This is a genomic window from Nitrosomonas sp. Nm132 (genome assembly GCF_900100485.1).
In the GTDB taxonomy this organism is placed as follows: Bacteria; Pseudomonadota; Gammaproteobacteria; order Burkholderiales; family Nitrosomonadaceae; genus Nitrosomonas.
Genome location: NZ_FNDH01000012.1, coordinates 42,077 through 67,579 on the forward strand (window position 1 = coordinate 42,077; position 25,503 = coordinate 67,579).

Sequence of the window (25,503 nt, forward strand, 5' to 3'; positions counted from 1 at the left end):
CCTGCATAGCTTATTTATACATGGATCGTTTGAACATACGATCAATTTTTGTTTCAGTTTCGATTGAGCGTGCATTGGCCTCATTGGCTGTGTTGAGTGCTCTGTTTGCAACATCTTTTGCTTCATTCGCAGCTGCTCTAGCTGAGCCAGCTTCTGACTTAGCAGCATTTGCATCTGCTTGAACAGCATTGAGCTGTGCTTTGACTTCTTCGAGTTGCCCTGTGGTTGCACAACCAGATAACGCAACAGAAGCACCCAGCGCGGCTACAGTAAATACATACTTCATTCTTTTATTCATCTTTATCTCCTTACTGTTATTTGATTAAGACAAAACCTGAAATTTCCAGCATAAATTGTTGCCCATTCAAGTCCATCTCTAAGAAATCTGCGACAACTCTGTGATGCTACATGATTTCTTAAGCAATATAAAGGGTAGAAATGCATCATATATTGGCTTTATTCATCCTAGTTAAAACCTTCTTGGGCAGTATGCAAATTTATCACAGCTTCATAGCATTGAACCTTAGCCCGAATTTATGAAATATTCGGGCTAGAACAAGCTTTCATCATCACTTACCTCCAAGAAATACTATAAATCAGGCCAATCACAGCGCACGCGCCCATCGCCTGAATGACATTCCATTTGAAATAGAACAATGCAACGCTTGCGGTCAGTGTGATCAGCGCAGCTGGCCATTCGAACGAGGCTGAGAAGCCTTCCGGCCACAGGACATGGTAAGCGAAAAACACTACCAGGTTGAAAATGACACCGACCACGGCAGCCGCGATAGCGGTCAAGGGGGCAGTGAATTTAAGGTTGCCGTGGGTGGTTTCCACCAATGGTCCACCGATCAGGATGAATAAAAATGAGGGCAGAAAGGTAAACCAGGTGACTACCATAGCAGCCGTGGCGCCCGCCAGAAAAGTCAGTTCGGCACCAAATAGCGCGTTTGCATAACCGCCGATAAAGCCGACAAACGCGACCACCATGATGAGCGGCCCGGGGGTAGTTTCACCGAGCGCCAGACCATCGATCATTTGCGCAGGGTCCAGCCATCCATAGTATTCGACCGCGCCCTCATAGATATAAGGCAGGACTGCATAGGCACCTCCAAACGTTAATAAAGCTGCCTTGGTAAAGAACCAGCCCATCTGGGTCAACGTGCCATTCCAGCCAAATTGGCTGGCGAGCAATGTCATCGGCACGATCCATAGCAAGGCGCATACTGCGATCACAGTAGCCAGGTGTGGCCAGCGGAAACAGGCGTGCTCGGGGAGGGGGGAGTTATCGTCGATGATGGCTGGGCCGTATGACCGATTGAGTTTACTATCCTCTGCGCCAGTCAAGAAGCGAGCCGGCGCCATCCGTCCACCGGCATAACCGATCAACGCAGCAGCCAGCAGAATAATCGGAAACGATACTTGGAAAATTGCCATCGCGACAAAAGAAGCAGCAGCGATCGCCCATAAACCCGGATTCTTGAGCGTTCGCAATCCGATCCGGTAAGCGGCTTGCAGCACGATAGCAGTTACCGCAGGCTTAATACCATAAAACAGTCCGGCCACCAGGGAGACATGACCAAAAGCAATGTAGAGCCAGGATAAGATAATCAGGATGAGCAACGATGGCAACACAAACAGCGCACCCGCGACGACGCCTCCCCAGGTTCGATGCATTAGCCAGCCGATATAGGTAGCGAGCTGCTGGGCTTCAGGGCCGGGCAATACCATGCAGTAATTCAGCGCGTGCAAAAAACGCTTTTCACTGATCCAGCGCCGTTGTTCAACCAGCTCCGTGTGCATGATGGCAATCTGCCCTGCTGGGCCGCCAAAGCTGATCCAGCCGAGTTTGAACCAGAATAGCCATGCTTCACGGAAGCTGACTTGGGCAGGGGGGGCTTTTTTGTCAGAAGCAGCTGTCATGTTGCCTGAAGTGTTTACGGAAAGCGCTCATGGAAAATTTCTTATCAATGATGCTTGTGATGGGTAGGGTGAGCTTCTGCCCCGGCAGGGAGATCAGTCGTCCGGATCTGATAGGTAGTATGACAGGTGACACAGCGCTGCAGGGTGGTGCTCAGCTGACCCAGGGTATGCTTGGGATTCTTCAACGTCTCAGCATCGGCTGCAATTTGGTCAAAGCTTTTGTGCACCGATATGCCCAGCTGCATGAAATCTTCGGGTAGCACGGATCGTAAATGATTTTCTCCCGTATGCGCCATCTCCAGGCCCAGCATACGCGCATGGCGAGCAACCGCCAACATATCCTCTTCCGAGAGCGCCTGTAGAATCTGCTGCGTGCCGAGCAGCAATGCGTTCATTTCGGTCAGGATGTGATGGCGCTGCATTTCATTAAGTGAGAGTACTTTACGTTCATCAATATCCGCGGCCATGACTGTAGTCGCGATTAAACACATTACAAGCACATAAATCTTTTTCATCAGAACCTCCTTTAAGCTTGATAATCAATATGAACAATAAATCGGTTATTGGCTGCTTCTGGGTGGAAGCAGAGAAAGTCTATGCTCAGGCGGTCCGGGCAGGAACGCCGTTGCTTTGCCAGTCACCCAGTCAGCATGACCACTGCCATAGTAGGGTGAAAGCGGGTGGCCGCTTTGTCCCCCGGGCATCGAAAAATAGCCTTGCTCTTCATCGCCCGGTGCAACCACGAAACGCTGTGATGCGCCAAAATTGGGTGACTGGATGCGTGGCATATAACTATCACCCGGGAGTGGATCACGCGGCATATCCAGCCACTGAGCGATAAATCCTGGCAGCATGCGACTCAATGGATGCTGAATAGCTGCCGTATTCTGCTCACCCCAGGTACGCGCTGTTATTCCTCCTGGCTGAGTCTGCATGCGTTCAGCGATACGTTGTGCGCAAGCTACGAGCAGTTGATTCCAATCGGTATATTCCGGCGGCAGCAGATGCAGTGGGCGTTGCTCAAGCAATATCCACACGGCATGTTCGCTCTGAGCCAGCCGTGGTAATAAGAAATTCGGATAACGGCGTCTTGCTTCAGCAGCAAAATTATCCAGGATACTGTCGATGACCTCCTGACGAAACGTGCGCACGATACGGTAGGCGGCAGAGTTAATGGAAGCATGACCATCCCAATCACGCAGTGCTGCTTGCATTTCTGTGCGCCAGGCAGAAGCAGGCGCCAGATTCAGTGTCCGTTCAAGCAATTGCCGCCAGCGAGAAAGAAACAAGGCGCGGTCATCTAATTGAATCGAGAATAAATCAGCGGGTATGAAATGTTCACTTTTCTGCAGGCTGTCCCGGATCTGCTGGGTACGCGCACCAAGCTCATAGCCGCCATCGCCAAGATATTCAAGCATGGCACCATCGACCGCTCGTGCGTTGCCATTCCACAGACGCTGTGCTGGTGGATTACTGATCAATGGGTATTTTGCTGATTCCAGCCAACCACGCCAGCCGGTATTTCCTTCACTCCAGTCTGCTGGTTCACTTGGATTGTATTGGCCGATGCGCAATGGGATGCGTCCAGCGATCGTCCAGGCGATGTTGCCGTCACGATCTCCCACAATGAAATTTTGTGCGGGAATACCCGCATTCTGGGCAACAATAATGGCGTTATCTACCGTTTCCACCTGCTCAAGGTTGATAAGATCCAGATTGACTGAATTAGCCTGGTGGGCAGCCCAGACCAGCGCCAGCGGCGTGCCATCATGATCGCTTGCCAGTATGGGCCCCCATTCGGTTTCACGAACCTCGAGCATTTCATCCGTTGCGCCACGCACACGCAGCATTTCACGGTGAACTGTGACAGGTTTCCAGCCTTCTGTGCTCCGATAACGCGATGACTCTGCCGGATCGATCATTATCCGTACCCAGTCGGCCATGTCGCCGTAGCTGTTGGTAAAGCTCCAGGCAATATGACGATTGGAGCCTACGACAATCGCAGGTGCGCCAGGCAAACTCACCCCATTCGTATCAATGACCCGTTCAGGGCAGTGAGGGTGAGGATAAATGAGTCGTGTGCGGAACCACAAACTGGGCGTCCGTAACGAGAGATGCATATCATTGGCTACCAGCGCAGCACCCGCAGCCAGTGAGCCGGCTACCGCAAAGCTGTTGCTACCCGATGCTTCATCATGCTGATCATTCCTATGATTCTGTATGTTGCGCTTCTGGTCAGGATCAGGTTTGCGCAAATCGAGTTCTTCACTGGAAGGGGGGTGTGGCCATTGAAAAGGTGCACCAACCAGCGGCGCATCCCATTCACCTCCGCTTGCAGCTAAAAATTGGTAGGCAGATTTGGGCAGTCCGGCGCGCAGCGTGGAAAGTTGCAACTCACGCTGAACGCTGGATTCTTGCAAAGTAAAATACATTGACAGAATCACCAGTAGACTGTCTTCACTACGCCAGGCATGCGGTTGGGTACGCGTCAGCAGATAAGGAAATGGGCGCACCATGAGCGCAGTCAGCCCTTCGTTTACGCCATCACGATAAGCATTGACCAAACGGCGTTGGACTTCAGGCAGATCGGCTAGCATTGCTGTAGCGCGGGCGCGCATCCGGTGTCCCCGCGTCTTGCGATCGGCGGGTAGTGCGGCTACGCCAAATAGCTCAGCCAGTTCTCCCGCAGCACTGCGCCGCATGAGATCCATTTCAAAAAAACGCTCTTGAGCATGCACATAACCCAGCGCCCTGGCGAGATCAAAACGATCCTGCGCGCGTAGGGTTACACTTCCCAGTGCATCGCGTTCAACGGCTACCGATGTGGATAGGCCGGAAACAGGCGCTTCTCCATCATATTTTGGCAGGCTGCCTTGTAACAGTAACCAAGAGGCGCCTGTCAGTAATAGCGCCAGAACAAGCAGCGCGAGCAGAAGCCAGCGAATCAGATTGAATCGACGCATCATTGCAACAACCATTTGCCGGAATCAGGAAGATGCAAGCTGTGCACGTATTGCTTCAATCCGTTTGCGATTCATGCCTAAATCACTTTTTCCCAGACGGGAAGCTGAGCGTACCTGAATGACATGGGCAACCGGGTCAAACCAGAATTCCGCGTCATCCACAAATTTCATGATTCTGGTCGTAAATTGAACATAGAGGTAATACTCATCGCTAGTGATGACTTCTGTGCCCTCCATGCCTTCGATAATGCTGCGTATGCGGGCCATGGTTGTGGCGGCATCACCGATGAGCGGCAATGGTTCGATACTGGCGTAATTAAGCTGGGGATGATCCGGATAAAGTGTGGCCTGACTGGACACACTGTTAGGTGTCATGGCAGGTGGTTTAAGCTTGCCCTCGTGTACGCCCAGATCGGTCGGAGCTATTCCTTTGAGCATACCAAGCTGACCCGTGAGGACTGCTAGCACTATTGCAATGACAATTAATAAAATAATGATCAGTAGCCATTTGATGAATATCATAATGAAGTCCTGTTTGATACTGATGATGAAGTTGGCAATTTATCAGGAAATGCAAATATTTAAATAAATTTGACCAGATCAGCATGGTAATAATTCTGATCAGCATTGCTTGCGCATGATTTGTCTTGTCTATTGTTTAGATCGGCGTATTCTCCACCCGATTCCTATTGCCAACAAAGCTGCTGCTACGAACCATATTCCATATCGCTTTATCCATTCAACCGAATTTTTTTGTGCAAATACTTGTATCTCAGCAAGATCAACGATTTCCTGACTTTCCTGCGCACTGTCGATGGTTATCAGATGAAGCCGGAGCGTAAGTGTTTGACGATTCGGTGTTAAGGGTGTGATTTTCCAGGACCAGAGCGTTTCACCGTGACTAGAAAGAAGCTGCACTTGCGGCCCCGGATTGTCAATGTGAAATGCATTCCCCACGATTTCTGCCTGCATGCTGGAGTGCACCTTGCCGGTAATGCCCCGTATGGCAACACCATGGGGAGACTTGGCTATAATGTTATTGATGCGCTTTGCCAATGCATGAGTATCCAGTTGAAGCGTAATATCAAAGGGTATGAATTGCACGACTTCTGCGGGTAACGCGACAGCGGTGCTTTCAACGGGTAACTTCATCATGATGGCGGGAGGGAACTGCTTCTTCCCAACCAGAGCATGTGCAAGAGAATTCATTATATAAGGTATGAAAAGAAGGGCTGCCAACAAGGCAGGGAGGAGTATGTTGAAACGCATTGCAAATTTACGCATTATTTCTCCCAGCGAATTCATTAATTGCCATATTTTTAAGGATTTTATCATTTAATCTTAGGATCCAACCCTGATTGGTCATTATGATTCAGAATACAAAGTAGATTCTGGTTCACATTATTTGCAGGAAACATATGTCCGTATCTGAACAAAATATCCCTTATCTCATCGCCCATCGTGGTTATCCTGCGCGCTACCCAGAGAATAGCCTTGCCGGGTTTGAGGCTGCGACGCTGGCTGGAGCCTGTTTTGTCGAGATCGACATACAATTGAGCGCTCGCCGAACCCCATTTTTATGTCATGATGATCATCTGCGGCGCTTGACGAGAAGTGATTGCTGGTTGACCCAGCTTGACGATGAAGTCATTAATACGCTTTCAGTGCCCTACCCACGTTTGGGTTTGTCTGATTCACCAGAAACTGAACCATTATCTGATTTGGCCACTTTCTGTCAGCATTTGCAAGCGCGGCCGTGGGTAACCGCATTTGTCGAAATAAAGCTGGAAAGTATTGCTAAATTTGGTTTGACGGTAACAATGGATGCCATTCTTGAAGTCATTTATCCCTATATTAGGCAATGTGTCCTGATTTCGTTTGATTCACGAGCAGTAATGCTTGCAAGGAAGCAGGGTGCTGAGCGGATTGGCTGGGTTGTCCCGAAATGGGACAGTGAGCATGCGGTTATCGCAAAACGGCTGGCAGCAGAGTTTCTGTTTTGTAGCACCCGACGTTTGCCGCATGAGCCTGGGGCACGATGGCAAGGTCCTTGGCAATGGGTGGTTTACACCGTCAATGACAGTCACACAGCGCTCAAGTATGCTGATGAGGGTATTGCTCTGATCGAGACCGATACCATTGGCACATTATTACAACATCCAATACTCAAACAGCATGCCTGTATCCAACCACTATGACATCGTTATCATTGGCGGCGGGATTCAGGGGGCCGCCGTGGCGCAGGCCGCTGCAGCGCGTGGTTATACCGTTCTGGTGCTGGAAAAAACGGCGCTGGCTGCGGGGACTTCAAGCCGCTCCAGTAAATTGGTTCACGGTGGTTTGCGCTACCTGGAGCATGGCCATCTTGCACTTGTCCATGAAAGCTTGCGAGAGCGATCTGACTGGCTAAGGTTAGCGCCTTCCCTGGTCAGACTGAGTCCGTTTTATATTCCGGTTTACCGGAAAACATCCCGCAGCACGCTGATACTGCGGACAGGACTCAGCCTGTATGCCTTGCTGGCTGGCGGCGGCGCCTCATCGCGTTTCCGCTCCGTTCCCCAATCTGCCTGGGAACAACTGGATGGCCTGACAACCGAGGGGCTAAAGCATGTTTTTCAGTACTGGGATGCTCAGACCGATGATCGGCTTTTGACTCAGGCGCTGATGCATTCAGCAAGTTCACTAGGCGCAGAATTGCTGTGCCCTGCGGAATTTATTCATGCCACCCTCTCTCCAACACTGTGTGAAATCGATTATCTCCAGGAAGACAGGATAAATCACTGCAGCGCAGCGGTCATTGTGAATGCTGCCGGGCCATGGGTTAACAGGGTGGTACAACGGATCGATCCTCGTCCGCCGGAATATCCTGTTGATCTGGTGCAAGGAAGCCATCTGGTGCTAGAAGGATGCCTCAATAGAGGATGTTATTATCTGGAGTCTCCTATAGATCGCAGGGCAGTCTTCGTGCTGCCATGGTATCAACATATCCTTCTAGGAACGACCGAAACCCTATTTAACGGCGATCCGGAAAAATCGTCTCCATTAGCCACGGAAGAGGCTTATTTACTGGATTGTTTTCATCATTACTTTCCAGAAAGAAATATGGCCGTCAGAGAAAAGTTTTCCGGTCTGCGAGTGCTTCCCGTAGCTCATGGAGTTGCTTTTCATCGTTCCCGAGAAATTCATCTGCAGTGTGATACGTCTCAGAAGCCGCGAGTCGTCAGCATCTATGGCGGTAAACTGACAGTTTGCCGTGCTACTGCGCAAAAAGTGCTGCATATCATTATGCCAACACTACCTGATCGCGCGCCTAGAGCGGATGTTTCCAAATTGATAATCGAAGCGCCATAGGCGAATATTCTGTGGTGATGCATCGCTCTCATACTTTGGCTATCGATCAGGGTACGCATATGACGCGTGCGTTATTATTTGACGATACGGGGCAGGCCGTCGCAACATTCACCCAAAAAATTGCGTTATACCCGCGTAGTCCAACGGAGGTTGAGCAGAATCCCGATGAGATTTTGAGCTCCGTTCGGCAGGTCATCGCCGAGGCTAGGCGTTATGCCCAAAAGCATGCGCTCATGATCAATCGGGCAGGATTAGCCACGCAGCGTTCAAGCGTGCTTGCCTGGGACAGAAAAACTGGCCAGGCCTTGAGTCCTGTACTCAGCTGGCAAGACCGCCGTGCTGCAGCTTGGCTGAGTTCGTTTGCTCCTTACGCGCAAGCTATCGCGCAACGTACGGGCCTACGCCTTTCGCCGCACTATGGCGTCAGCAAATTGCAATGGCTAAGGCAGACACTTTCCTCCGTCATCAGAGCAGAACAGCAATCCCGCCTTGCGCTGGGTCCCTTGGCGAGCTTTTTACTCCATCATGTGCTTGAGGAGGCCCCCTTTGTTATTGATCATGCCAATGCTGCGCGTACCCTTTTATGGAATCTGACGGATTGCGACTGGGATCCGTGGTTAATGCAGTTGTTCGGAATTCCTCCCTCCATCCTTCCGCTGTGTTGTCCTGTCCGCTATGAATATGGTCACTTGGCTGGCTACGGTATTCCCTTGACGGCGGTCAACGGTGATCAGAGCGCCGCACTTTTTGCGGCCACTACACTTGCGGAGAGCAGAATATTGGTCAATATAGGAACCGGTGCTTTTATACTGCAACCAACGGGTAAAACGTTATATCGTCATCCCAGGTTGCTGAGCGGGATAGCAGATAGCCATGCGGCACAGACTAGTTATACGCTGGAAGGAACCGTAAATAATGCAGGCAGCGCCTTGGATTGGGCTGGTGTGCATTGGCATATCCCTGATGTGTACCAGCAGCTTGAACAGGGATTGATGACGATTCATGAGCCACCGCTGTTTATCAACAGTATCAGTGGATTGGGATCGCCCTGGTGGAGCGAAGGCTCGCAGCCTCAGCTAACTGATCTCGAGGGAAATGCGCTTGTGAGCGCGCCATCTGTCCACATTCTGGTTGCGGTTACCGAAAGCATTCTTTTTCTGATTCAGGCTAATTTAGAGGCATTGACAGAAACGGGGAATGGACACCAACATTTAGTCATTAGCGGTGGTTTAGCGCAATCGGACGCGCTCTGTCAGAAATTGGCTAACTTATCCGGATTAACCGTTCATCGACCGGTGCTGGTAGAAGCGACAGCGCGAGGTATTGCCTGGCTTGCCGCTGGTAAGCCAGCAGACTGGCCGGTTTTGCAGGAAACCTGCTTCTGGCCATGCAGAGAATCTGATGCGCAAGATTCAGGGCTAAATGGGCGATATCGCCGATTTCTCGCTATTCTGGAAAAGAAAATAAAGGATAAAGGAGATTTTGATCGTTCTGAGTGATCTTGTGTAACCTGGTTCTGATGCCCTGGATTCCTTAGAGCCGATAAAAAACAAAATTTCGCTAATAAATTTACTGCATGCCCGAATACGGCGTTGCAGCCATTCCGGAATTAAAAGGTTATCGGTACTCTGAAGGTAAGGGTTGCATCTTGTGCATTGTCGGTCGCACCGATACCGATGGACAAATTAAAGTTGGTTCGCTGGGAATATCTGAATGCATAACCCAGTAATACTTGTCCAATATCCAGCGCGGAACCGCTGATTTTATCGCCATTTACCCGGGTATTAAAGAAATGTCTATGAGAGTATCCCAAGTTAAAGGATGATCGTTCATTAATGTTAAATCCCATACCAAAAGTCATCCCTACTGCGTCGCCCGGATCGACCTTACCTGCATTCCCATCAGTCTCCAGGGTGTAGGTATATTGGAGATTGCTGAAGAATACCGCTGGATCGGTTGGATAAAGCGCGGTAACGCTTGGTTGAAAGCTAAAAAAACCTGATCCTGTTGGGGCTTCTGTTGGGAATACAGCGCCGGGGACTTCTTGTGATTCAACAAATTTGATATCAAAGGGACTTGTTCCTGTGGGTATCGTTGTGACCATATTACCCACCAAAATAGGCCAGCCACTCGAGCCATCGGTAAGCTGGTAACGGGCTGTCAGCTCAACATCACCGATATTATTTCCGGTTGCGTTGAACGTTTCATTAATGCTGGAACCGATACTAACAGGGCGGGAACGCTGGATATCAGCACGATATACATAAGGAACCCTGGCTTCCAGTTCCAGACGACTAGTCGCCCCATAGCGTAGTCCAAGGCTGGCAAAAAGACTGTGCCGGGTAATGTCGCGAATATCGATGAGACCGACCGCAATGGCCGGTATAAAAGTAAAAGCATCCAGAAATACGCGATTGTTATCGGAATAAGAATATGCCAGGGCCGGTTCAATAATAATGTTGCCTTTTTTGGTTAAAACACCTCCTACCGTTTCACTCAGCCTGGGCATCTCTGGAGGCCGTGCTGGTTCTTTCGATACAGGGGGGGCTTGACCGACTGGCCCCGAGGGTATTTGATTCGGTAATGCTTTGGGTGTGTCTTCTTTTTGCTTCGCTATAGCACTGGTTTGGGCTGATGGCTTTGACTGATCCGATGGGGGAGGGGATTGTTTGGATAGCGCATCCAGGTGTTTTTTTAAGCGCTCCAGTTCCTTGCCTTGCTCTTCAAGTAATTGACGCTGTCTTTCAAATTTCTTTTCCTGCTCAGCAAGAAGTTGTCGGTAGTGCGCTAATGAATCCTCGGACTTGCTTGTTTCGGCGTAGCTGCCATTTATGAAAAAAAGACACATGATAAAAATAAAGCATCTGATGATTCCATTCAAAAAATAAAGCTCGTGTTTTTTTTTCATTTTTGATTAAGTTGACAGCACTTCTTGCATATAAGGTGAGTTGCATTATAAAGCCCGATGAGAACGCTGTAACTAGGAAAAAAGGGATATTAGGGCAAGTTCTGCTCTGTATTTTGAGGAGGGGCATGCTTATAATGAAAGTTTTTTGCTATGCATGTAGCTTGCTGGGAAGATTTTGTATCCGGTTGAGGCATCTAACCCGAATATTTCATAAATTGGCGCGTGTCCTCACTTGCCTTCTGATTAATAAGAAAGATTTTGCTCAGTCGAGTGTATGAATTACTACCCCCCTCTTTCTCAAAACTTCCCTATTAATCAAAATCCTGCGTGATCATCACGCGAATTTATGAAATATTCGGGCTAACACCCTAAAATTATTAATGCAAAACGGGTAAAATCATATTCATGCCGCCATGACCATGGCTATGATGTAATCCAATATTCTGCAGATTGCCGATCTCAATGTTAATTTCATTGATAGTCTTGATTACTTGATCATCTAAATTATTTTGGATCACATTGCCCAAACCCGAGACAGCTAGATCAGACGCCATGTTGTGGCTGCCATTCTGCAGCAGCAAGCCATTTTCGGGAAATTGCAAGAAGGAAGAAAAAGTTTCGACGCCGTTCAAGGAAATAATTCTTTCAAAGCTGAAATCTATCGTTACTCCATTGGGGAGCATAAATCCGCCTCTTTGTTGCGCTAATTCACCGTCAGTCGCCCGGGGCCAGTTATCATAGGCATCAATTGAGACAGATCTGACTGATGATTCATCTGCCGATGCCTGGCAGGCAATGGTTAGGCATACAACAGTGATGAATAGAGATAAGGTCTTGGAGTTTTTCGGGGGAATGTCTAATTTATAAGTGCTCATATTTAACATCCTGCAATAAATTAGAAATCAAAAGGACCAGGCACTTGCCCGCGTATTAAAACATGATATTCAGCCAAACTGCTTCGATCAATGGCATCCCCCAGTGGCGCCAGGCGAGCGGCCCATTCCTTCTGACTCTGGAAATTTCCCGTACCGATGCTTTCATCCGCATGGATTAAAAACAGGATACGTTTTTCCCACATTGCTTCAAATTCGTCGCGCGGTACAATATGGACGCCTTTAGCTGGATCGCCCACCAGGACACGCTGTGCAGTAATGCCTTTGATAATCACGAAATGTAAATAGCCATTTGCGTTGATAATGGTAATGGCGGGACTGTTAGCGGCCACGAGCTGATCTAAATTAATCTTGAACCCATCGGACCGGTAGCCTCGTCGTTGCAGATAGTTTTTCATATCCAGTAAGGAAAAACCCAGCTTCTTGATCTTTTCCTGCTCGCCATGTTGAAACATCTCCGTGAATACACTTTGCTCATTCACGCCGTCGCCATAATGAAAAGTAAGCAAACTCGCTAATGCCGCCGAACCGCAACTAAAATCATACTGTTGTTTATAAACAGTACTAAACTTCATTTCCGCGAAACTCTTTACTGAGACATTGTAGTTTCCTCCGCCTGCGATGCCATTCAGGTCAAGGGAGCTGGCGCCAGCAGTGCTGCAAAATGCAGACAGGAGGAACGCAACGCAGCGAGCAAAGAGAGGTTTCATATCAGAATTGAATAGTTGAATGAGTATATTAAAATATCGGCATTAGGGCACAATAGTTACATTCACAATAGTGGAGTCCTGAATAATCACGTTATTGCCGCTATTTTGAATCACGGAAAACATGCCGCCAGAACCCGCAAATGCGCCGTGGTCAATAATATTCGTTCCAGTGACGCTATTGTTTGCTACATTACCCGTTAAGGTGGCTTGCACATTCATGTTATTTATCGCGGTGATATCGATGCCTTCACGGCCTCGTGCGTTTTCAAGATCATTATCGGGTACAGCTTCAGCTAATGAAAAAGGTAATGCATCATCAGATTGGCTGGAAGATGCCTTGGCAGTATGGATAGACAATGTCAAGACAAACAGAAGAAGCAGGCTGCTTTTTATAAATGAAACCATCTTAATAACCCCCTTCGTTCATTTTTTTCCCAGGATGCCGGCGACGGAAGCGGTTCACCGGCATCCTTTCTCTCACTAAAGCGCTGTAATGCTGCTTACAACGTTAGTTATTAAGGGTTGACATTCACGTTGCCTTGGAAAGACACTTGCTGTTGTGCCAAGGCATTGGCGCCGTGATTCTGAACGGCTTGGTTGATGCCTGCAGCACCATTGAAGGCATTGTCGATGTTATTGCTGGCGGTGTAAGTACTAGCGCCGCTGTCATCTGGATTACCCAATGCAATGGAGACTCCCGCACCGGTAACCGTACCTTCCAGTGCTGAATTATTGACCGAGTAGGTGGCGGTTGCATTGCCATGATTGGAGGCTGCCGTTCCTGAGCCACTCGCAGTCGTGGCGCTGTGATCGCTGCTATCGCTGTAATTGGAGGTTGCAGTGCCGCCGTTGGCAGCGGCCGATCCTGTGCCATTTGCGGTCGTGGTGCTGTTATCGCTGTTGTTGGTGTTATCAGTCGATGCAGTGGCAGTGCCGCCATTATTAGCCGCTGCTGAACCTTGCGCGCTGGCGTCTGCGAGGCTGTTATCGCTGTTGTCGCTATTGTCGCTATTGTCGCTGTTGTCTACCGATGCAGTGCTGGCGCCGTTAGCCGCTGCTGAGCCTTGTGCGCTAGCGCTTGCGGAGCTGTTATCATTGCCGCTATCGGCAGTGTTGTTGCTGTCGTTGGTAGAGCTGTTGGGATTGTTGCTATCGGCAGTATTGTTGCTGTTGTTGACAGAGCTGTCGGGATTCTGGCTATCGTTAGTAGAATTGTTAGCGCTGTTATCGGAGTTGTTAGAGTTGTCCGAGTGATTAGAGTTATCGGAGTTATTGGAGTTATCCGAGTTATTGGAGCTATCGCTTGCAGTTGCATACTCATTCGCGATCGTGCCCGGACCGGTTTGACCATTATTGGCAGTAGCGGTTTTATTCACATTGTTATCTATGGCCGTTGAGCCACTATTATCTGCGCTACCGGAAGGATTGGTATCTCCCTCAGTGATACTTGGATTGGCCAAAGCATTACCTGCTACCCCAAAAGCAAACACGATGCTTGCAGCGATAATTTTTTTGCTGAATTGATTCATTTTAGTTCTCCTTGATAAAAGTTGACTAATCCTGATTTCACCACACTAAAACGAATGTTTAAGTTAGGTGTCTCATATTCTCATGGGGCGCATGAAATAAAGGAATAAGCAAAGGCTCTAATTTTATATAGGGAAATTCTTTAAAAATGAATTGAAAGCACTTATTTCAGTCGCGAACGAACTGATGCTTTTCTATTTTCGACGGTAATAAGAAAAATGCGCTAACTGGCTGCAACCTGAGGTTGCGAGACGTTGTAGAACAAAGTGTTACGCGTGAATAACCTTACAGCTGATGGCGAGGCGAACAAGCTGAGAGGTGTTCTGCAATTTTAACTTCTTCATGATACTTGCCTGATGGACACCAACAGTTTTAGGGCTGATAGAAATCATTTCCGCAATTTGCGCCACTGAGTTCCCTTCTGCTAACAGTTTGAATAACTGAAATTCACGCTTGGAAAGAACATGCAAAGGATTCTCGGAGGATTTTCCGAGCACTTTGTCGGTCAGTAAATTTGAAGCCAATTCCGGATCGATATAGACGCGACCCTGGCTCACCTGGCGGACTGCTTTTAGCAATTGCTCAAGGTTGCTTTGCTTGGTGATATAGCCTGTTGCACCCATCTTTAACGCGCGTTGGACCATGATTTCATTGCTGTGCATGCTGAATACCAGAATATTGGCGGCTGGATTTTTTGTTTTGATGCGATGAATGGTTTCCAGGCCATCTATACCCTGCTTGTCCAGATTTAGATCAATAATGGTCACATCGGGCGTATATTCTTGATAAAGGCTGCAGCCGGCTTCTCCATTATCGGTATCGGCTAAGACATGAATATCCGAGGTGCTTTCAAGTAGACGACGATATCCATTGCGCACGACTGGATGGTCATCGATGAGTAGCACCGTAATTGGCTTTTCTCTCACAATTCGAACCCTCCTGCTGTTTCAGTGAGAACTAACGCGAATTTTAAACAGCATTCACTGCTGGGCTTGATTAAGCAGACCCACTGTACTTCTCATTGCGAGTGCTCTTGTTTGGATAATTTGAATATATTTTGGGGCATTGGGCGCAGTTATAGAATAAGGGTAGAGCTTATTTTTATCTAAGGAAATTCCTTAATTACACAATAACCCGAATTTATGAAATATTCGGGTTAAAGGTTATCAGTTTTTCTCCTTCTGTTTGAGGAGTCGAGCGGCAGTTTGACGTGAATTTGTGTTCCATGATTTGGAGTGCTACGCACAGAAAATTTGCCACCTGAAGCGATGGCTCGTTCACGTATTCCCAGCAGTCCCAGTCCTGTGGGTATTTGATTGACATTGTAACCCTTGCCGTTGTCTTTCACGCTTAGCGACAAAATATCATCTGCGGCGGTTGTGCCAGTTTTACGATTCAAGCGGATGAGAACTCGGGTAGCCTGGGCATGATTGCGGACATTGTTGAGGGCCTCCTGAACAATGCGAAATATGGTGATATTGGTATGTTCATTGAGTTTGTCCAAGGTGCCTTCGAATTTGAGTTTAAGAATAATATGGGGGTTGTGTGTAATCCACTGTTCTCTTAATTCAAGTAGAGCATCTTCGAGCCCAAGCGTGTCTAATAGAGTAGGGCGTAATTGGCGCAGCATATCGTGCATTACTTCATGCATTTTTTTTACGCATCGTTTAATGGCTTGAGCGCTGGTATAGATGGTGGAATCTTGATCGGAGAAATAGGCAATCGTTTCTGTTTCCGCGTGAATGGCGGTAAGCCATTGGCCTAATTCATCATGCAGTTCTCGCGCAAGAAAGCGTCGTTCTTCTTCCTGCATTTTGAACAGATTCTGCATCAGTCGACGGCTTCCATCCAGCAACTCTTGGTCGAGATGCCGCTTTTCTTTAACAAGGTTAATGTTGGTCATTACCGTGCGGCAGGTGTCAGTATCTTTTGCGACTAAACTTTCCAGGCGTATGTGGATTACCTTATTGAGGGCTCCTTTGATTCTTAGCTCGGTGACGACGTTATGGGAAGAGTTAAAAGTTTTCTGCAGATGGCTAAGGAATCTGTGATTGTCATCGTGAACAATGTAGCTTAAGAAAGATTTGTTCAAAATGGAGGCGCGCTTCTTGCCGAGCAGGATAGATGATCCGGTCAGGTTGATTGCCAGAATATTCCCGGCTTTATCCAGTGTAAGATAACCTACAGGGGCATTATCGTAGAGATCGGCATAGCGGCTGCGCATTGCTTCCAATTGTTGTTGCATATCCTTAAACTTACAGTTCTGGATCTCTAATTCCGTCTGATGTGCTTGCAGTTCGGTGAGGAGCGCTATCTTGCTGTAAACTTCGCTGTCATCAGTTTTCATGGAATCATGCTTTTCATTCATGCTATCTCCCTTGCCATAATAGCAAAAGCGATTAGATTATCCGTTTATCTCCCTTTCCATAATAGCAAAAGCGATTAGATTATCTATTTTGTTCTGCAATATGTTGTAGTGATCCCTCTCCTGTGCAGGGGGGGGGCTGTCTTGGTGTTGTGCCAGGTATTTTTTGCCAGGTAGTGACTGCGCTGACGTTTGCGGGCAGAAGTAGCGTGACTTCTTTACTTTGATCTGCCCAATCATAAGGGTGCTTGGTGACAAGACAAGTAGTTTCTGATTGTTTAGTCGTGAGCAAAACATTACGTGTGGTTTTTGTCCTAATAGGTGTCGTGCGCTACCATATTTAAGTTTTTTGTATGTGTGGTAGCGGCGCTTCAAACACGAATTAAGGAAGCCTGAATACATGATTGTAAATAGGATACTTGCATTAGTTGTTATTTAGGCGATAGATAAAAGTATATGGGTAAGTATTTCCGTGCAATATTCTGGTCATTGTGACAAGCGGAAAGAGTGATTGGAATATAAGGCGGGCGCTAACAGTGACATCACTATTCGAGCTTGCGGCCAAACTACACACTTGAACTCGTCCAGCGGAGGAATATAAGTTGATTATTGATCAAGTATTTAGGTATCATCGCCAAGTGAAAGAGATTTGGTAGTCTATTTAATTTATCCGACAAACTCTTAAATCTATAGATCTCGATGGGTGCTCTAATTTTTTATACAGCTATTTATTTCCTTGGATACTTTGCCATCCATGGACTTAATCTGATAGCCGGCCGGATTTTAATCAATCGTCGAATAGCAGGGTTGGTGGGTGTATTTTTTGTGGCGGTATTCCATGGCTATAAAATTATGAGTAGCCCTCTGCCAGCGAGGCAGGATACGGATGCAACTTATGCGCTTGGTTATTATGTGATTTTCCCCGTTGCAGTCATTGTGGGTGTTTTTTTGTATATAACGTGGCAAGAGAAAAAAGATAATGATTCATTATAAAAAGGACGGATTGATTCATCGTCATTGAATAATTCAGGAGCATAAAAGCTTTTTTAATGCTTTGGTTTCTGATCGTGTGTGTTAAACTTTGTATATTAAAATTGGTGATACCTCCCATCTGAGAATAGAATGAAGAGCGTTATCTAATAAGAGAAGAAAGAGCAGAGAAATTGGATGATGAATGATTATTTTTCCGTTAAAGCGGGCAGTTTAATTTATGTAACACGATCAGCTGGTCGATATCGATTTTCCATTTAACTTGCTGCAACCAAATACTTTACACAAAAATACTTTACACAATTTCCTGTTTTTCAAGCCTAGACCTACAGTTGTTTTGATCAAATAGCATGTCCAATTTACTCGAGAGTATCATCCGTCCGGAAATTCTTGCGCTCTCTGCTTATCACGTTCCTCCTGCAAAGGGCATGATAAAACTGGATGCAATGGAGAATCCTTATACGTTACCCTTGATCCTGCGCGAAGAGATTTCTCAATTAGCGGAGGATGCCCATATTAATCGTTATCCCGATCCTGGTGCTGCATCACTGAAGGTTGCGTTAAAAGATACGCTGTCCATTCCTTCCGAAATGGCGATTATGCTGGGAAATGGATCGGATGAAATTATTCAGATCATCGCTCTTGCCACGGCTAAACCAGGAGCAGTATTAATGGGGGTTGACCCGGGTTTTGCCATGTTTCGCATCATTGCTACTTTTTGTGGAATGAGTTACGTGGGGGTGCCATTAGCCACTGATTTTTCTCTCGATTTGGATGCCATGCTGGCTGCTATTTCCCAACACCAGCCCGCAGTTATTTTTCTGGCTTATCCCAATAACCCAAGTGGTAATTTGTTTGATGCTGAGGCAATCTGCCGTATTATTGAGGCTACACCTGGTATCGTCATTGTCGATGAAGCCTATCATGCTTTTGCTGATGCAACTTTCATGGATATACTCACTCAATACCCTAATTTGTTGCTGATGCGGACGCTCTCAAAATTAGGATTGGCTGGATTAAGATTAGGGCTACTGGTTGGCAGACCTGAATGGCTGGCGCAATTGGAAAAGCTGCGTTTGCCTTACAATGTAGGAATCATGACGCAACTGCTTGTAGAGAGAGTGCTTCAGCATTATGATATATTACTGGAGCAGGCTGCTTCGATTAAAGCAGAGCGTACTATTTTGAGAGCCCGTCTGGCAACGATGGGGAGTATTGAAGTTTTTCCATCGGATGCAAATTTTGTTTTATTTCGTCTCAATGAGGCCGGCCGGATTTTTCAAGAACTTCAGCAACACGGTATATTAATCAAGAATCTTGATGGTACACATCCATTATTAAAAGATTGCCTGCGCGTCACGGTGGGTACTTCTGATGAAAATACGCAATTCTGTAAAACACTGCGCCGCATCCTTGAAAGGCCGTTGCTACTCGCCTGATCGTACATAATTCACGAAACAGAATTTCTCTATGCGTCAAGCCCAAGTTACTCGTAATACGCTGGAAACTCAAGTTGCTGTCGAGATCAATCTGGATGGTAGGGGTGAGGTGATGTTCGATACCGGCCTACCTTTTCTCGATCACATGCTTGATCAGATCGCACGTCATGGAATGATCGATCTGAAAATAAAGGCAAAAGGCGATTTACATATTGATGCGCATCATACTGTAGAAGATATTGGCATCACGTTGGGGCAGGCACTGGTCCAAGCAATTGGAAACAAGAAAGGCATACGCCGCTACGGACATGCCTATGTGCCGCTGGATGAGGCATTGTCAAGAGTGGTGATTGATCTATCGGGTCGCCCTGGAATGGCATTCCATGTCGAATTTGCGCGCGCACGTATTGGTGAATTTGATGTCGATCTGATACACGAGTTTTTTCAGGGTTTAGTTAATCACGCCATGATCACCTTGCACATAGATAATCTCTCGGGCAATAATGCGCACCATCAGGCAGAAACCATTTTTAAGGCTTTTGGACGTGCCTTGCGCGTGGCTTTAGAAGCAGATCCTCGTGCTGCCGATCTCATTCCTTCCACAAAAGGTTCTTTGTAAACTTTATCAATTTTTCTCAAATCAAGTATGACTGATATCGCCATTGTTGATTACGGAATGGGTAATTTACGTTCAGTATCCAAGGCTCTTGAGCATGTCGCACCCACGGCTTCTATTGTTGTAACCAGTGATCCATCCGTTGTACAAAAAGCGTCACGCGTTGTCGTGCCAGGGCAGGGCGCGATGCCTAATTGCATGCATGAGCTAACGACTCGCGGATTAAAGGATGTTGTGCTGGAAGCCGCCAGGGATAAACCTTTTCTCGGTATTTGCCTCGGTCTGCAAATGCTGTTTGATGAAAGTGAAGAAGGAAATGTTAGGGGATTAGGCATTTTGCCTGGCAAAGTGCGCCACTTTTCGCATGATGCGATGATAGATTCTGATAGAAACAAGCTCAAAGTTCCTCACATGGGCTGGAATCAAGTGTGCCAAATAATCCAGCATCCCTTATGGGATGGTATTGCCAATGATGCGCGTTTTTATTTTGTTCACAGCTACTATGTGGAAACAGACAACCGGGAAATAACGGCTGCCTACACGCGTTACCCTACCCCGTTTACTTGCGCAATCGCTCAGGATAATATTTTTGCTGTTCAGTTCCATCCGGAAAAAAGTCACCTGGCGGGATTGACGTTATTAAGTAATTTTGCCAAGTGGGAACCGCATTCCAGTTATTAGTACAATCTAATCCAATTCACTACATATGGTTTTTTTTCAGTCCGGTTCTTTTATTCTCAATTATTTATCCTGACAACATATGCTGATTATTCCCGCAATAGACCTCAAAGATGGACAGTGCGTACGTCTTAAACAAGGGGTTATGGATGACGCAACGGTATTTTCTGAAAACCCTGACGCTATAGCCCAGCACTGGTTGGAGCAAGGTGCACGCCGATTACATTTAGTCGATCTAAATGGCGCATTTGCTGGTAAACCGAAGAATGAGCCAGCTGTTCGTGCCATTGTCAAGGCGATTGACGGGAATATCCCGATTCAACTTGGCGGTGGTATTCGCGATCTGGAAACCATCGAACGCTATTTGGATAGCGGCATTACTTATGTCATTATCGGAACAGCTGCGGTGAAAATCCCTGGGTTTCTGCATGATGCGTGTTATGCTTTCCCTGGTCAGATTATGGTAGGACTTGATGCCAAAGATGGTAAGGTGGCGGTGGATGGCTGGTCCAAGGTCACTGGCCACGATGTCGTGGACTTAGCGAAAAAGTTTGAAGACTATGGTGTCGAAGCGATTATTTATACTGACATTGGCCGTGACGGCATGCTTACGGGTGTCAATATTGAGGCAACCATAGCCTTGGCACGGAAACTGACTGTTCCAGTCGTTGCCAGTGGTGGAATTACCAATCTGGATGATATTAAGACGCTGTGTGAGATTGAGTCAGAAGGCATCATGGGCGCGATTACTGGTCGAGCTATCTATCAAGGTACGCTGGATTTTAAAGAGGCGCAATTATTGGCTGACAAACTGAGTACAATGGTGTAGCGAAAAATAACATGATGTCGAGAATGGAATTCAAGTCTGTTCACATGTTTCGTCCTTATTGGTATTTCATATTGTAAAGGTTTCTGGGTTCATGGGTCTTGCCAAACGTATTATTCCGTGTCTTGATGTCAACAATGGGCGCGTTGTCAAGGGCGTTAATTTTGTTTCGCTGCGAGATGCAGGCGATCCTGTGGAAATAGCTCGTCGCTATGACGAGCAGGGCGCTGATGAGCTTGTTTTTCTTGATATCACCGCCAGTTCCGATAATCGCGATTTGATTTTGCACATTGTTGAAGAAGTGGCGGCTCAAGTCTTTATTCCGCTAACTGTGGGCGGGGGAGTGCGTAAAGTCGAGGATGTCCGCCGGTTGTTAAATGCAGGCGCTGACAAAGTGAGTGTCAACACTTCTGCGGTACTCAATCCGCAGCTGGTAGAAGATGCAGCCAGCCATTACGGCTCCCAGTGTATTGTTGTCGCCATAGATGCCAAACAAGTCATAGATGACAAGCACAATAATCCGTGCTGGGAGGTGTTTACACACGGCGGCCGTAACGCAACAGGTCTCGATGCTATTGAATGGGCCAAAAAAATGCAGGCACTGGGTGCAGGTGAAATTTTACTGACCAGCATGGACAGAGATGGCACACGCCACGGTTTTGATCTGGCCTTGACTCGTGCCATTTCAGATGCAATAGACGTGCCGGTGATTGCTAGTGGCGGGGTAGGCACCCTGGATCACCTGGTTGATGGTATCCTGCAAGGTCGTGCTGATGCGGTATTGGCGGCCAGTATTTTCCACTATGGCCAGCATACCATCCAGGAAGCCAAGCAATATTTAGCAAAACATGGAATTGAAGTGCGTCTGTAATACTTAAATAAAATTACAGTGATATCTTATCAGGATGAGCATTTATGTCAGATACTTGGCTTAATAAAATAAACTGGTCTGCGGATGGACTGGTGCCTGTCATTGCACAGGATGAACAGAGCGGTAAAGTGCTGATGGTTGCCTGGATGAATCGAGACGCTATCAAATTGACTGCTGAGACAGGCGAAGCTGTTTATTGGTCGCGTTCCCGCAAAAAGATTTGGCGAAAAGGAGAAGAATCCGGCCATGTCCAGAAAGTAAAAGCGATTTACCTGGACTGTGACGAAGATGTGATATTGCTTTCCGTGGAGCAAGTGGGAGGGATTGCATGCCACACAGGCAGACAGAGTTGTTTTTTCAATAAACTGGAAGAAGATCAATGGGTGGTAACAGCGCCCGTAATGAAGGATCCTGTGGAGATCTACAAGTAATGGCCGACTTATGCATCCTTGATCGCCTGGCCGAAACTATCGAGGCACGTAAAAGCGCGCATTCTTCCCATTCTTATGTTGCAAAACTACTCAACAGCGGTCAGGACAAAATACTCAAAAAAATTGCCGAAGAAGCCGCAGAAACTATCATGGCTTCAAAAGACGGGAATACAACGCATCTTGTTTATGAAATCGCAGATTTGTGGTTTCATTGTCTTGTGTTACTTGCGCATCATGGATTAAAACCTGAAGATGTGCTGCACGAATTGGAGCGACGGGAAGGTATTTCTGGTATTGAAGAAAAACTATCGCGTAAAACAGGGCAATAAATGGAAGAGTGTATTTTTTGCAAAATTATAGGGGGAGAAATTCCCGCCAGAAAAGTGTATGAAGACCAGGAGCTTGTTGCTTTTCATGATATCCATCCGGCTGCACCAGTCCATTTCCTGTTGATACCCAAGCGACATATTGCCTCATTGTATGATGTGAGCGAGACAGATCAACAGCTATTGGGAAAGATGTTATGGCGGGTTCCTCAGATAGCGAAGCAGCAGGGCTGTGAGAGCGGATTTCGCACAATTATCAATACTGGACGAGTAGGCGGGCAAGAAGTATTTCATCTTCATATCCATGTCATTGGAGGAAAAGATCGTTTGCCCACTATGATTCATCATGGGCAATCAACATTGAGCGAGGGATAAGCAATGGGAACATTTAGCATTTGGCATTGGCTGGTAGTGCTAGCGATTATCGTCCTGGTTTTTGGCACGAAAAAGCTTCGGAATCTGGGCAGTGATCTTGGTAATGCGGTCAGAGGATTCAAGGAAGGCATGAAAGATGCCGGGGAGGATAATACTTCTCCCCCCTCTCAGTCTCAGCAAATCACCAGCCACTCTGTCGAAGCAGGAGTCAAAGAGAAAAACGAGACTAAGCTATAATATCACTGCGCCGCCATAAGGCAGGCAATATCAGTGAAACTACTATCAATGAAGGAATACAAATTAGCGATTCCTTCCGGTATCACTCCTTCGGAAGAGGAGTATCGTGGGAGGGAATGAGAGATGTTTGATGTCAGCTTTGCAGAAATGCTCGTCATTTTAATTGTGGCGCTGATCGTAATCGGACCAGAACGCCTTCCTCAAGTAGCGCGTACGATAGGGCACCTGCTTGGACGCGTGCGACGGTATGTCGATAATGTCAAGAATGATATCCGGCACGAAATAGAGCTTGATGAATTAAGGCGTTTAAAAAATTCCGTACAGGAAACGACAGACTCCATCGAACAATCAGTGAGGAAGGAGTTTGATCAAATACAGGCAGCTACAGATTTGAGCGCGGCAGAAAAAACAACAAAAACCGTATTGCCTGGATTCGAGCAGATTAGCGCGCCTATAGACAATACACTTGCTGCTCAGAGTCAATCTTCCTTGCCACAACAGACCTCAGAATCAAATAAAAACAGCATAGTGCCCTAAAAAAACATTACACTTTTTATTGATTGCTTCAGTGTGGCAAGCATTAACAATGTCTATTCACCTGGTCTGATTCATCATGAACGTATAACCTCTAGATTCCTCAGTTGATGGCTCATTCGAGCATTAACATTATGAATATTTCAATCTTTCCTATAAATTTCACACGCCATCTCACCCAATTAAGGAATCTAGGATGAATGAGGAGAACACCTTTATTTCACATCTGGTGGAATTGCGTACCCGGTTGATTCGTGTATTTTCTGGGTTGGTACTTGGTTTTATGCCCTGTGCCTATTTTGCACGTGATCTCTACACAATACTGGCGCAGCCTTTGTTGGAGAAACTTCCATTAGGTGGGCAGATGATTGCCACAGCAGTAGCGACGCCTTTTTTTATACCTATGCAAGTGGCGCTGATGACTGCGTTTGTGATGACCTTGCCGCACACGCTTTATCAGATCTGGGCTTTTGTAGCGCCTGGTCTGTATTCTCATGAAAAGCGCCTGTTTCTGCCACTCGTTATTGGCAGCAGCTTATTGTTTTTCATCGGTATGGCATTTGCTTATTTTGCCGCGTTGCCCCTGGTATTTGAGTTTATTATTTATTTTGCTCCTGAAGGAGTGGCGGTCATGACCGATATCGGCGAATACCTTGGTTTTGTCCTCACCATGTTTCTCACCTTTGGCATTACTTTTGAAGTCCCTGTATTCGTCGTAGTGCTGGTTCGGACAGGCGTCATCTCGCTGGAAAAAATGAAACAAGTGCGTCATTATGTTCTGGTGGGCGCATTTGTGATAGGCGCGATCTTTACGCCCCCTGATGTAGTTTCGCAGTTTCTGCTGGCCATTCCCCTCTATTTGCTTTACGAATTGGGTATATTTCTCGCTGGTTTATCAAGTAAGCCGGCTAATCCGACTAATCCGGCTTCAGATCAGCAATTTATAAACAATGCAAATAGGCCCGCTATAAAAGTAAAAGACGATTAGGCGTGCCAAGTTTCGAGAATGCTACGCAACGTAATAGGGTTGCTCGTAATTACGCATTGATCTCTTTCTCATGTTTTCTTACTCGCACCGCTAGGGTCTGTTGACGTTTTGAGGTAAGTATTTCATAAATCGAAGTAAACTCGTAATATTGAGAGATTTTTACACCCCCCCACAAAACGAGTTTACGATGCCCCGACTGATGCTCACCGATGAATTCTGGCCGAAGCTGGAGAAGATTCTGCTTCAAGAAGCGATTTATAACAAGCGCAATCTGCGCATGACGGTGGAGGGTGTGCTATACCGAATGCGGGTTGGTTGTCCGTGGCGGGACTTACCCGAGATTTTTGGATGCTGGAATTCCATCTATAAGAGATTCAATGCTTGGTCATCCACTAACAAGTGGAGCAGAGTTTTCAAGGCGCTGATTATTGATCCGGATTGGGAATGGGAATGGGAATGGGAATGGGAATGGGAATGGGAATTTATTGATGGCAGCTACGTTAAAGCGCATCAGCATAGTGCGGGAGCTGCCGGCAAGAAGCCGCAGGCCAT

Annotated in this window: 29 protein-coding genes; 16 read left to right on the forward strand and 13 right to left on the reverse strand. The window is 47.0% G+C overall.

Going from position 1 to position 25,503, the window contains the following annotated elements; all coding sequences use genetic code 11:
• Positions 1–10: 10 nt before the first annotated feature.
• From BLP80_RS06560 to BLP80_RS06585, 6 genes are all read right to left on the reverse strand, one after another.
• The gene (locus BLP80_RS06560) at positions 11–298 is read right to left on the reverse strand and encodes an Lpp/OprI family alanine-zipper lipoprotein (RefSeq protein WP_090541533.1); all 288 of its coding nucleotides are present in this window, start codon (positions 296–298) and stop codon (positions 11–13) included.
• A 275-nt stretch (positions 299–573) separates the two neighbouring features.
• On the reverse strand, positions 574–1,923 hold the full coding sequence (chrA, locus tag BLP80_RS06565) for a chromate efflux transporter (protein WP_090541536.1): 1,350 nt from the start codon (positions 1,921–1,923) through the stop codon (positions 574–576).
• A gap of 44 nt (positions 1,924–1,967) precedes the next feature.
• Complete coding sequence (locus BLP80_RS06570; protein WP_090541538.1) at positions 1,968–2,438, reverse strand: hypothetical protein; 471 nt, start codon at positions 2,436–2,438, stop codon at positions 1,968–1,970.
• A gap of 45 nt (positions 2,439–2,483) precedes the next feature.
• Positions 2,484–4,901, reverse strand: coding sequence for a penicillin acylase family protein (locus tag BLP80_RS06575; RefSeq protein WP_256324983.1), 2,418 nt, complete (start codon positions 4,899–4,901; stop codon positions 2,484–2,486).
• 9 nt (positions 4,902–4,910) lie between these two features.
• Positions 4,911–5,408 carry a DUF1499 domain-containing protein gene (locus BLP80_RS06580; protein WP_090541539.1) on the reverse strand — a complete coding sequence of 166 codons (498 nt, stop codon included), beginning with the start codon at positions 5,406–5,408 and terminating at the stop codon, positions 4,911–4,913.
• 129 nt (positions 5,409–5,537) lie between these two features.
• Positions 5,538–6,170: a hypothetical protein gene (locus tag BLP80_RS06585; RefSeq protein WP_090541541.1), complete on the reverse strand. Its 633-nt coding sequence runs from the start codon at positions 6,168–6,170 to the stop codon at positions 5,538–5,540.
• 134 nt (positions 6,171–6,304) lie between these two features.
• On the opposite strand from BLP80_RS06585, the gene BLP80_RS06590 reads away from it, so the two are divergent.
• From BLP80_RS06590 to BLP80_RS06600, 3 genes are read left to right on the forward strand one after another with little or no spacing between them, the layout of a single operon-like run.
• The gene (locus tag BLP80_RS06590; RefSeq protein ID WP_090541543.1) at positions 6,305–7,084 is read left to right on the forward strand and encodes a glycerophosphodiester phosphodiesterase family protein; all 780 of its coding nucleotides are present in this window, start codon (positions 6,305–6,307) and stop codon (positions 7,082–7,084) included.
• Positions 7,062–8,237, forward strand: coding sequence for an FAD-dependent oxidoreductase (locus BLP80_RS06595; protein WP_090541545.1), 1,176 nt, complete (start codon positions 7,062–7,064; stop codon positions 8,235–8,237). The genes BLP80_RS06590 and BLP80_RS06595 overlap by 23 nt, the downstream gene beginning before the upstream one ends.
• A 17-nt stretch (positions 8,238–8,254) precedes the next feature.
• Positions 8,255–9,736 (forward strand): FGGY family carbohydrate kinase, encoded by a 1,482-nt coding sequence (locus tag BLP80_RS06600; protein WP_090541547.1) that lies wholly within the window; start codon positions 8,255–8,257, stop codon positions 9,734–9,736.
• A 110-nt stretch (positions 9,737–9,846) separates the two neighbouring features.
• On the opposite strand, the gene BLP80_RS06605 is transcribed toward BLP80_RS06600, so the two are convergent.
• The 7 genes from BLP80_RS06605 to BLP80_RS06635 form a co-directional block, all read right to left on the reverse strand.
• The gene (locus BLP80_RS06605) at positions 9,847–11,085 is read right to left on the reverse strand and encodes a hypothetical protein (RefSeq protein WP_090541601.1); all 1,239 of its coding nucleotides are present in this window, start codon (positions 11,083–11,085) and stop codon (positions 9,847–9,849) included.
• A 437-nt stretch (positions 11,086–11,522) separates the two neighbouring features.
• Entirely contained in the window at positions 11,523–12,020 is a 498-nt protein-coding gene (locus tag BLP80_RS06610; RefSeq protein WP_090541549.1) for a hypothetical protein, read from the reverse strand.
• 20 nt (positions 12,021–12,040) lie between these two features.
• Positions 12,041–12,613, reverse strand: coding sequence for a C39 family peptidase (locus tag BLP80_RS06615; protein ID WP_256324984.1), 573 nt, complete (start codon positions 12,611–12,613; stop codon positions 12,041–12,043).
• A gap of 177 nt (positions 12,614–12,790) precedes the next feature.
• Positions 12,791–13,153, reverse strand: a complete 363-nt coding sequence (locus tag BLP80_RS06620) for a hypothetical protein (protein ID WP_090541553.1) — start codon at positions 13,151–13,153, stop codon at positions 12,791–12,793.
• A gap of 110 nt (positions 13,154–13,263) precedes the next feature.
• Entirely contained in the window at positions 13,264–14,277 is a 1,014-nt protein-coding gene (locus BLP80_RS06625; RefSeq protein WP_090541555.1) for a hypothetical protein, read from the reverse strand.
• A 267-nt stretch (positions 14,278–14,544) separates the two neighbouring features.
• A complete protein-coding gene (locus BLP80_RS06630; RefSeq protein ID WP_090541557.1) occupies positions 14,545–15,201 on the reverse strand; it encodes a response regulator in 657 nt (218 codons plus the stop codon).
• Between the two features lie 230 nt (positions 15,202–15,431).
• A complete protein-coding gene (locus BLP80_RS06635) occupies positions 15,432–16,643 on the reverse strand; it encodes an ATP-binding protein (protein ID WP_090541559.1) in 1,212 nt (403 codons plus the stop codon).
• Between the two features lie 696 nt (positions 16,644–17,339).
• On the opposite strand from BLP80_RS06635, the gene BLP80_RS06645 reads away from it, so the two are divergent.
• The 13 genes from BLP80_RS06645 to BLP80_RS06705 form a co-directional block, all read left to right on the forward strand.
• Complete coding sequence (locus BLP80_RS06645; RefSeq protein WP_090541563.1) at positions 17,340–17,633, forward strand: hypothetical protein; 294 nt, start codon at positions 17,340–17,342, stop codon at positions 17,631–17,633.
• A gap of 347 nt (positions 17,634–17,980) precedes the next feature.
• On the forward strand, positions 17,981–19,069 hold the full coding sequence (hisC, locus tag BLP80_RS06650; RefSeq protein WP_090541565.1) for a histidinol-phosphate transaminase: 1,089 nt from the start codon (positions 17,981–17,983) through the stop codon (positions 19,067–19,069).
• 31 nt (positions 19,070–19,100) lie between these two features.
• On the forward strand, positions 19,101–19,688 hold the full coding sequence (gene hisB, locus BLP80_RS06655; RefSeq protein ID WP_090541567.1) for an imidazoleglycerol-phosphate dehydratase HisB: 588 nt from the start codon (positions 19,101–19,103) through the stop codon (positions 19,686–19,688).
• A 27-nt stretch (positions 19,689–19,715) separates the two neighbouring features.
• On the forward strand, positions 19,716–20,366 hold the full coding sequence (gene hisH, locus BLP80_RS06660; protein ID WP_090541569.1) for an imidazole glycerol phosphate synthase subunit HisH: 651 nt from the start codon (positions 19,716–19,718) through the stop codon (positions 20,364–20,366).
• A gap of 79 nt (positions 20,367–20,445) precedes the next feature.
• Positions 20,446–21,192, forward strand: coding sequence for a 1-(5-phosphoribosyl)-5-[(5-phosphoribosylamino)methylideneamino]imidazole-4-carboxamide isomerase (gene hisA / locus BLP80_RS06665; protein WP_090541571.1), 747 nt, complete (start codon positions 20,446–20,448; stop codon positions 21,190–21,192).
• A 91-nt stretch (positions 21,193–21,283) separates the two neighbouring features.
• Complete coding sequence (hisF, locus tag BLP80_RS06670) at positions 21,284–22,060, forward strand: imidazole glycerol phosphate synthase subunit HisF (RefSeq protein ID WP_090541603.1); 777 nt, start codon at positions 21,284–21,286, stop codon at positions 22,058–22,060.
• A gap of 44 nt (positions 22,061–22,104) precedes the next feature.
• On the forward strand, positions 22,105–22,491 hold the full coding sequence (hisI, locus tag BLP80_RS06675; protein ID WP_090541573.1) for a phosphoribosyl-AMP cyclohydrolase: 387 nt from the start codon (positions 22,105–22,107) through the stop codon (positions 22,489–22,491).
• Positions 22,491–22,820: a phosphoribosyl-ATP diphosphatase gene (locus BLP80_RS06680; RefSeq protein WP_090541575.1), complete on the forward strand. Its 330-nt coding sequence runs from the start codon at positions 22,491–22,493 to the stop codon at positions 22,818–22,820. Before hisI ends, BLP80_RS06680 begins: the two co-directional genes overlap by 1 nt.
• The gene (locus BLP80_RS06685) at positions 22,821–23,192 is read left to right on the forward strand and encodes a histidine triad nucleotide-binding protein (protein ID WP_090541577.1); all 372 of its coding nucleotides are present in this window, start codon (positions 22,821–22,823) and stop codon (positions 23,190–23,192) included.
• A 3-nt stretch (positions 23,193–23,195) separates the two neighbouring features.
• Positions 23,196–23,429 (forward strand): Sec-independent protein translocase subunit TatA, encoded by a 234-nt coding sequence (gene tatA, locus BLP80_RS06690; RefSeq protein WP_090541578.1) that lies wholly within the window; start codon positions 23,196–23,198, stop codon positions 23,427–23,429.
• A gap of 123 nt (positions 23,430–23,552) precedes the next feature.
• Positions 23,553–23,966, forward strand: a complete 414-nt coding sequence (gene tatB, locus BLP80_RS06695; RefSeq protein WP_090541579.1) for a Sec-independent protein translocase protein TatB — start codon at positions 23,553–23,555, stop codon at positions 23,964–23,966.
• A 193-nt stretch (positions 23,967–24,159) separates the two neighbouring features.
• On the forward strand, positions 24,160–24,951 hold the full coding sequence (gene tatC / locus BLP80_RS06700) for a twin-arginine translocase subunit TatC (RefSeq protein ID WP_090541582.1): 792 nt from the start codon (positions 24,160–24,162) through the stop codon (positions 24,949–24,951).
• Positions 24,952–25,138: 187 nt separating this feature from the next.
• A partial coding sequence (locus BLP80_RS06705; RefSeq protein WP_143002245.1) for a transposase occupies positions 25,139–25,503 on the forward strand: 365 nt, incomplete at its 3' end.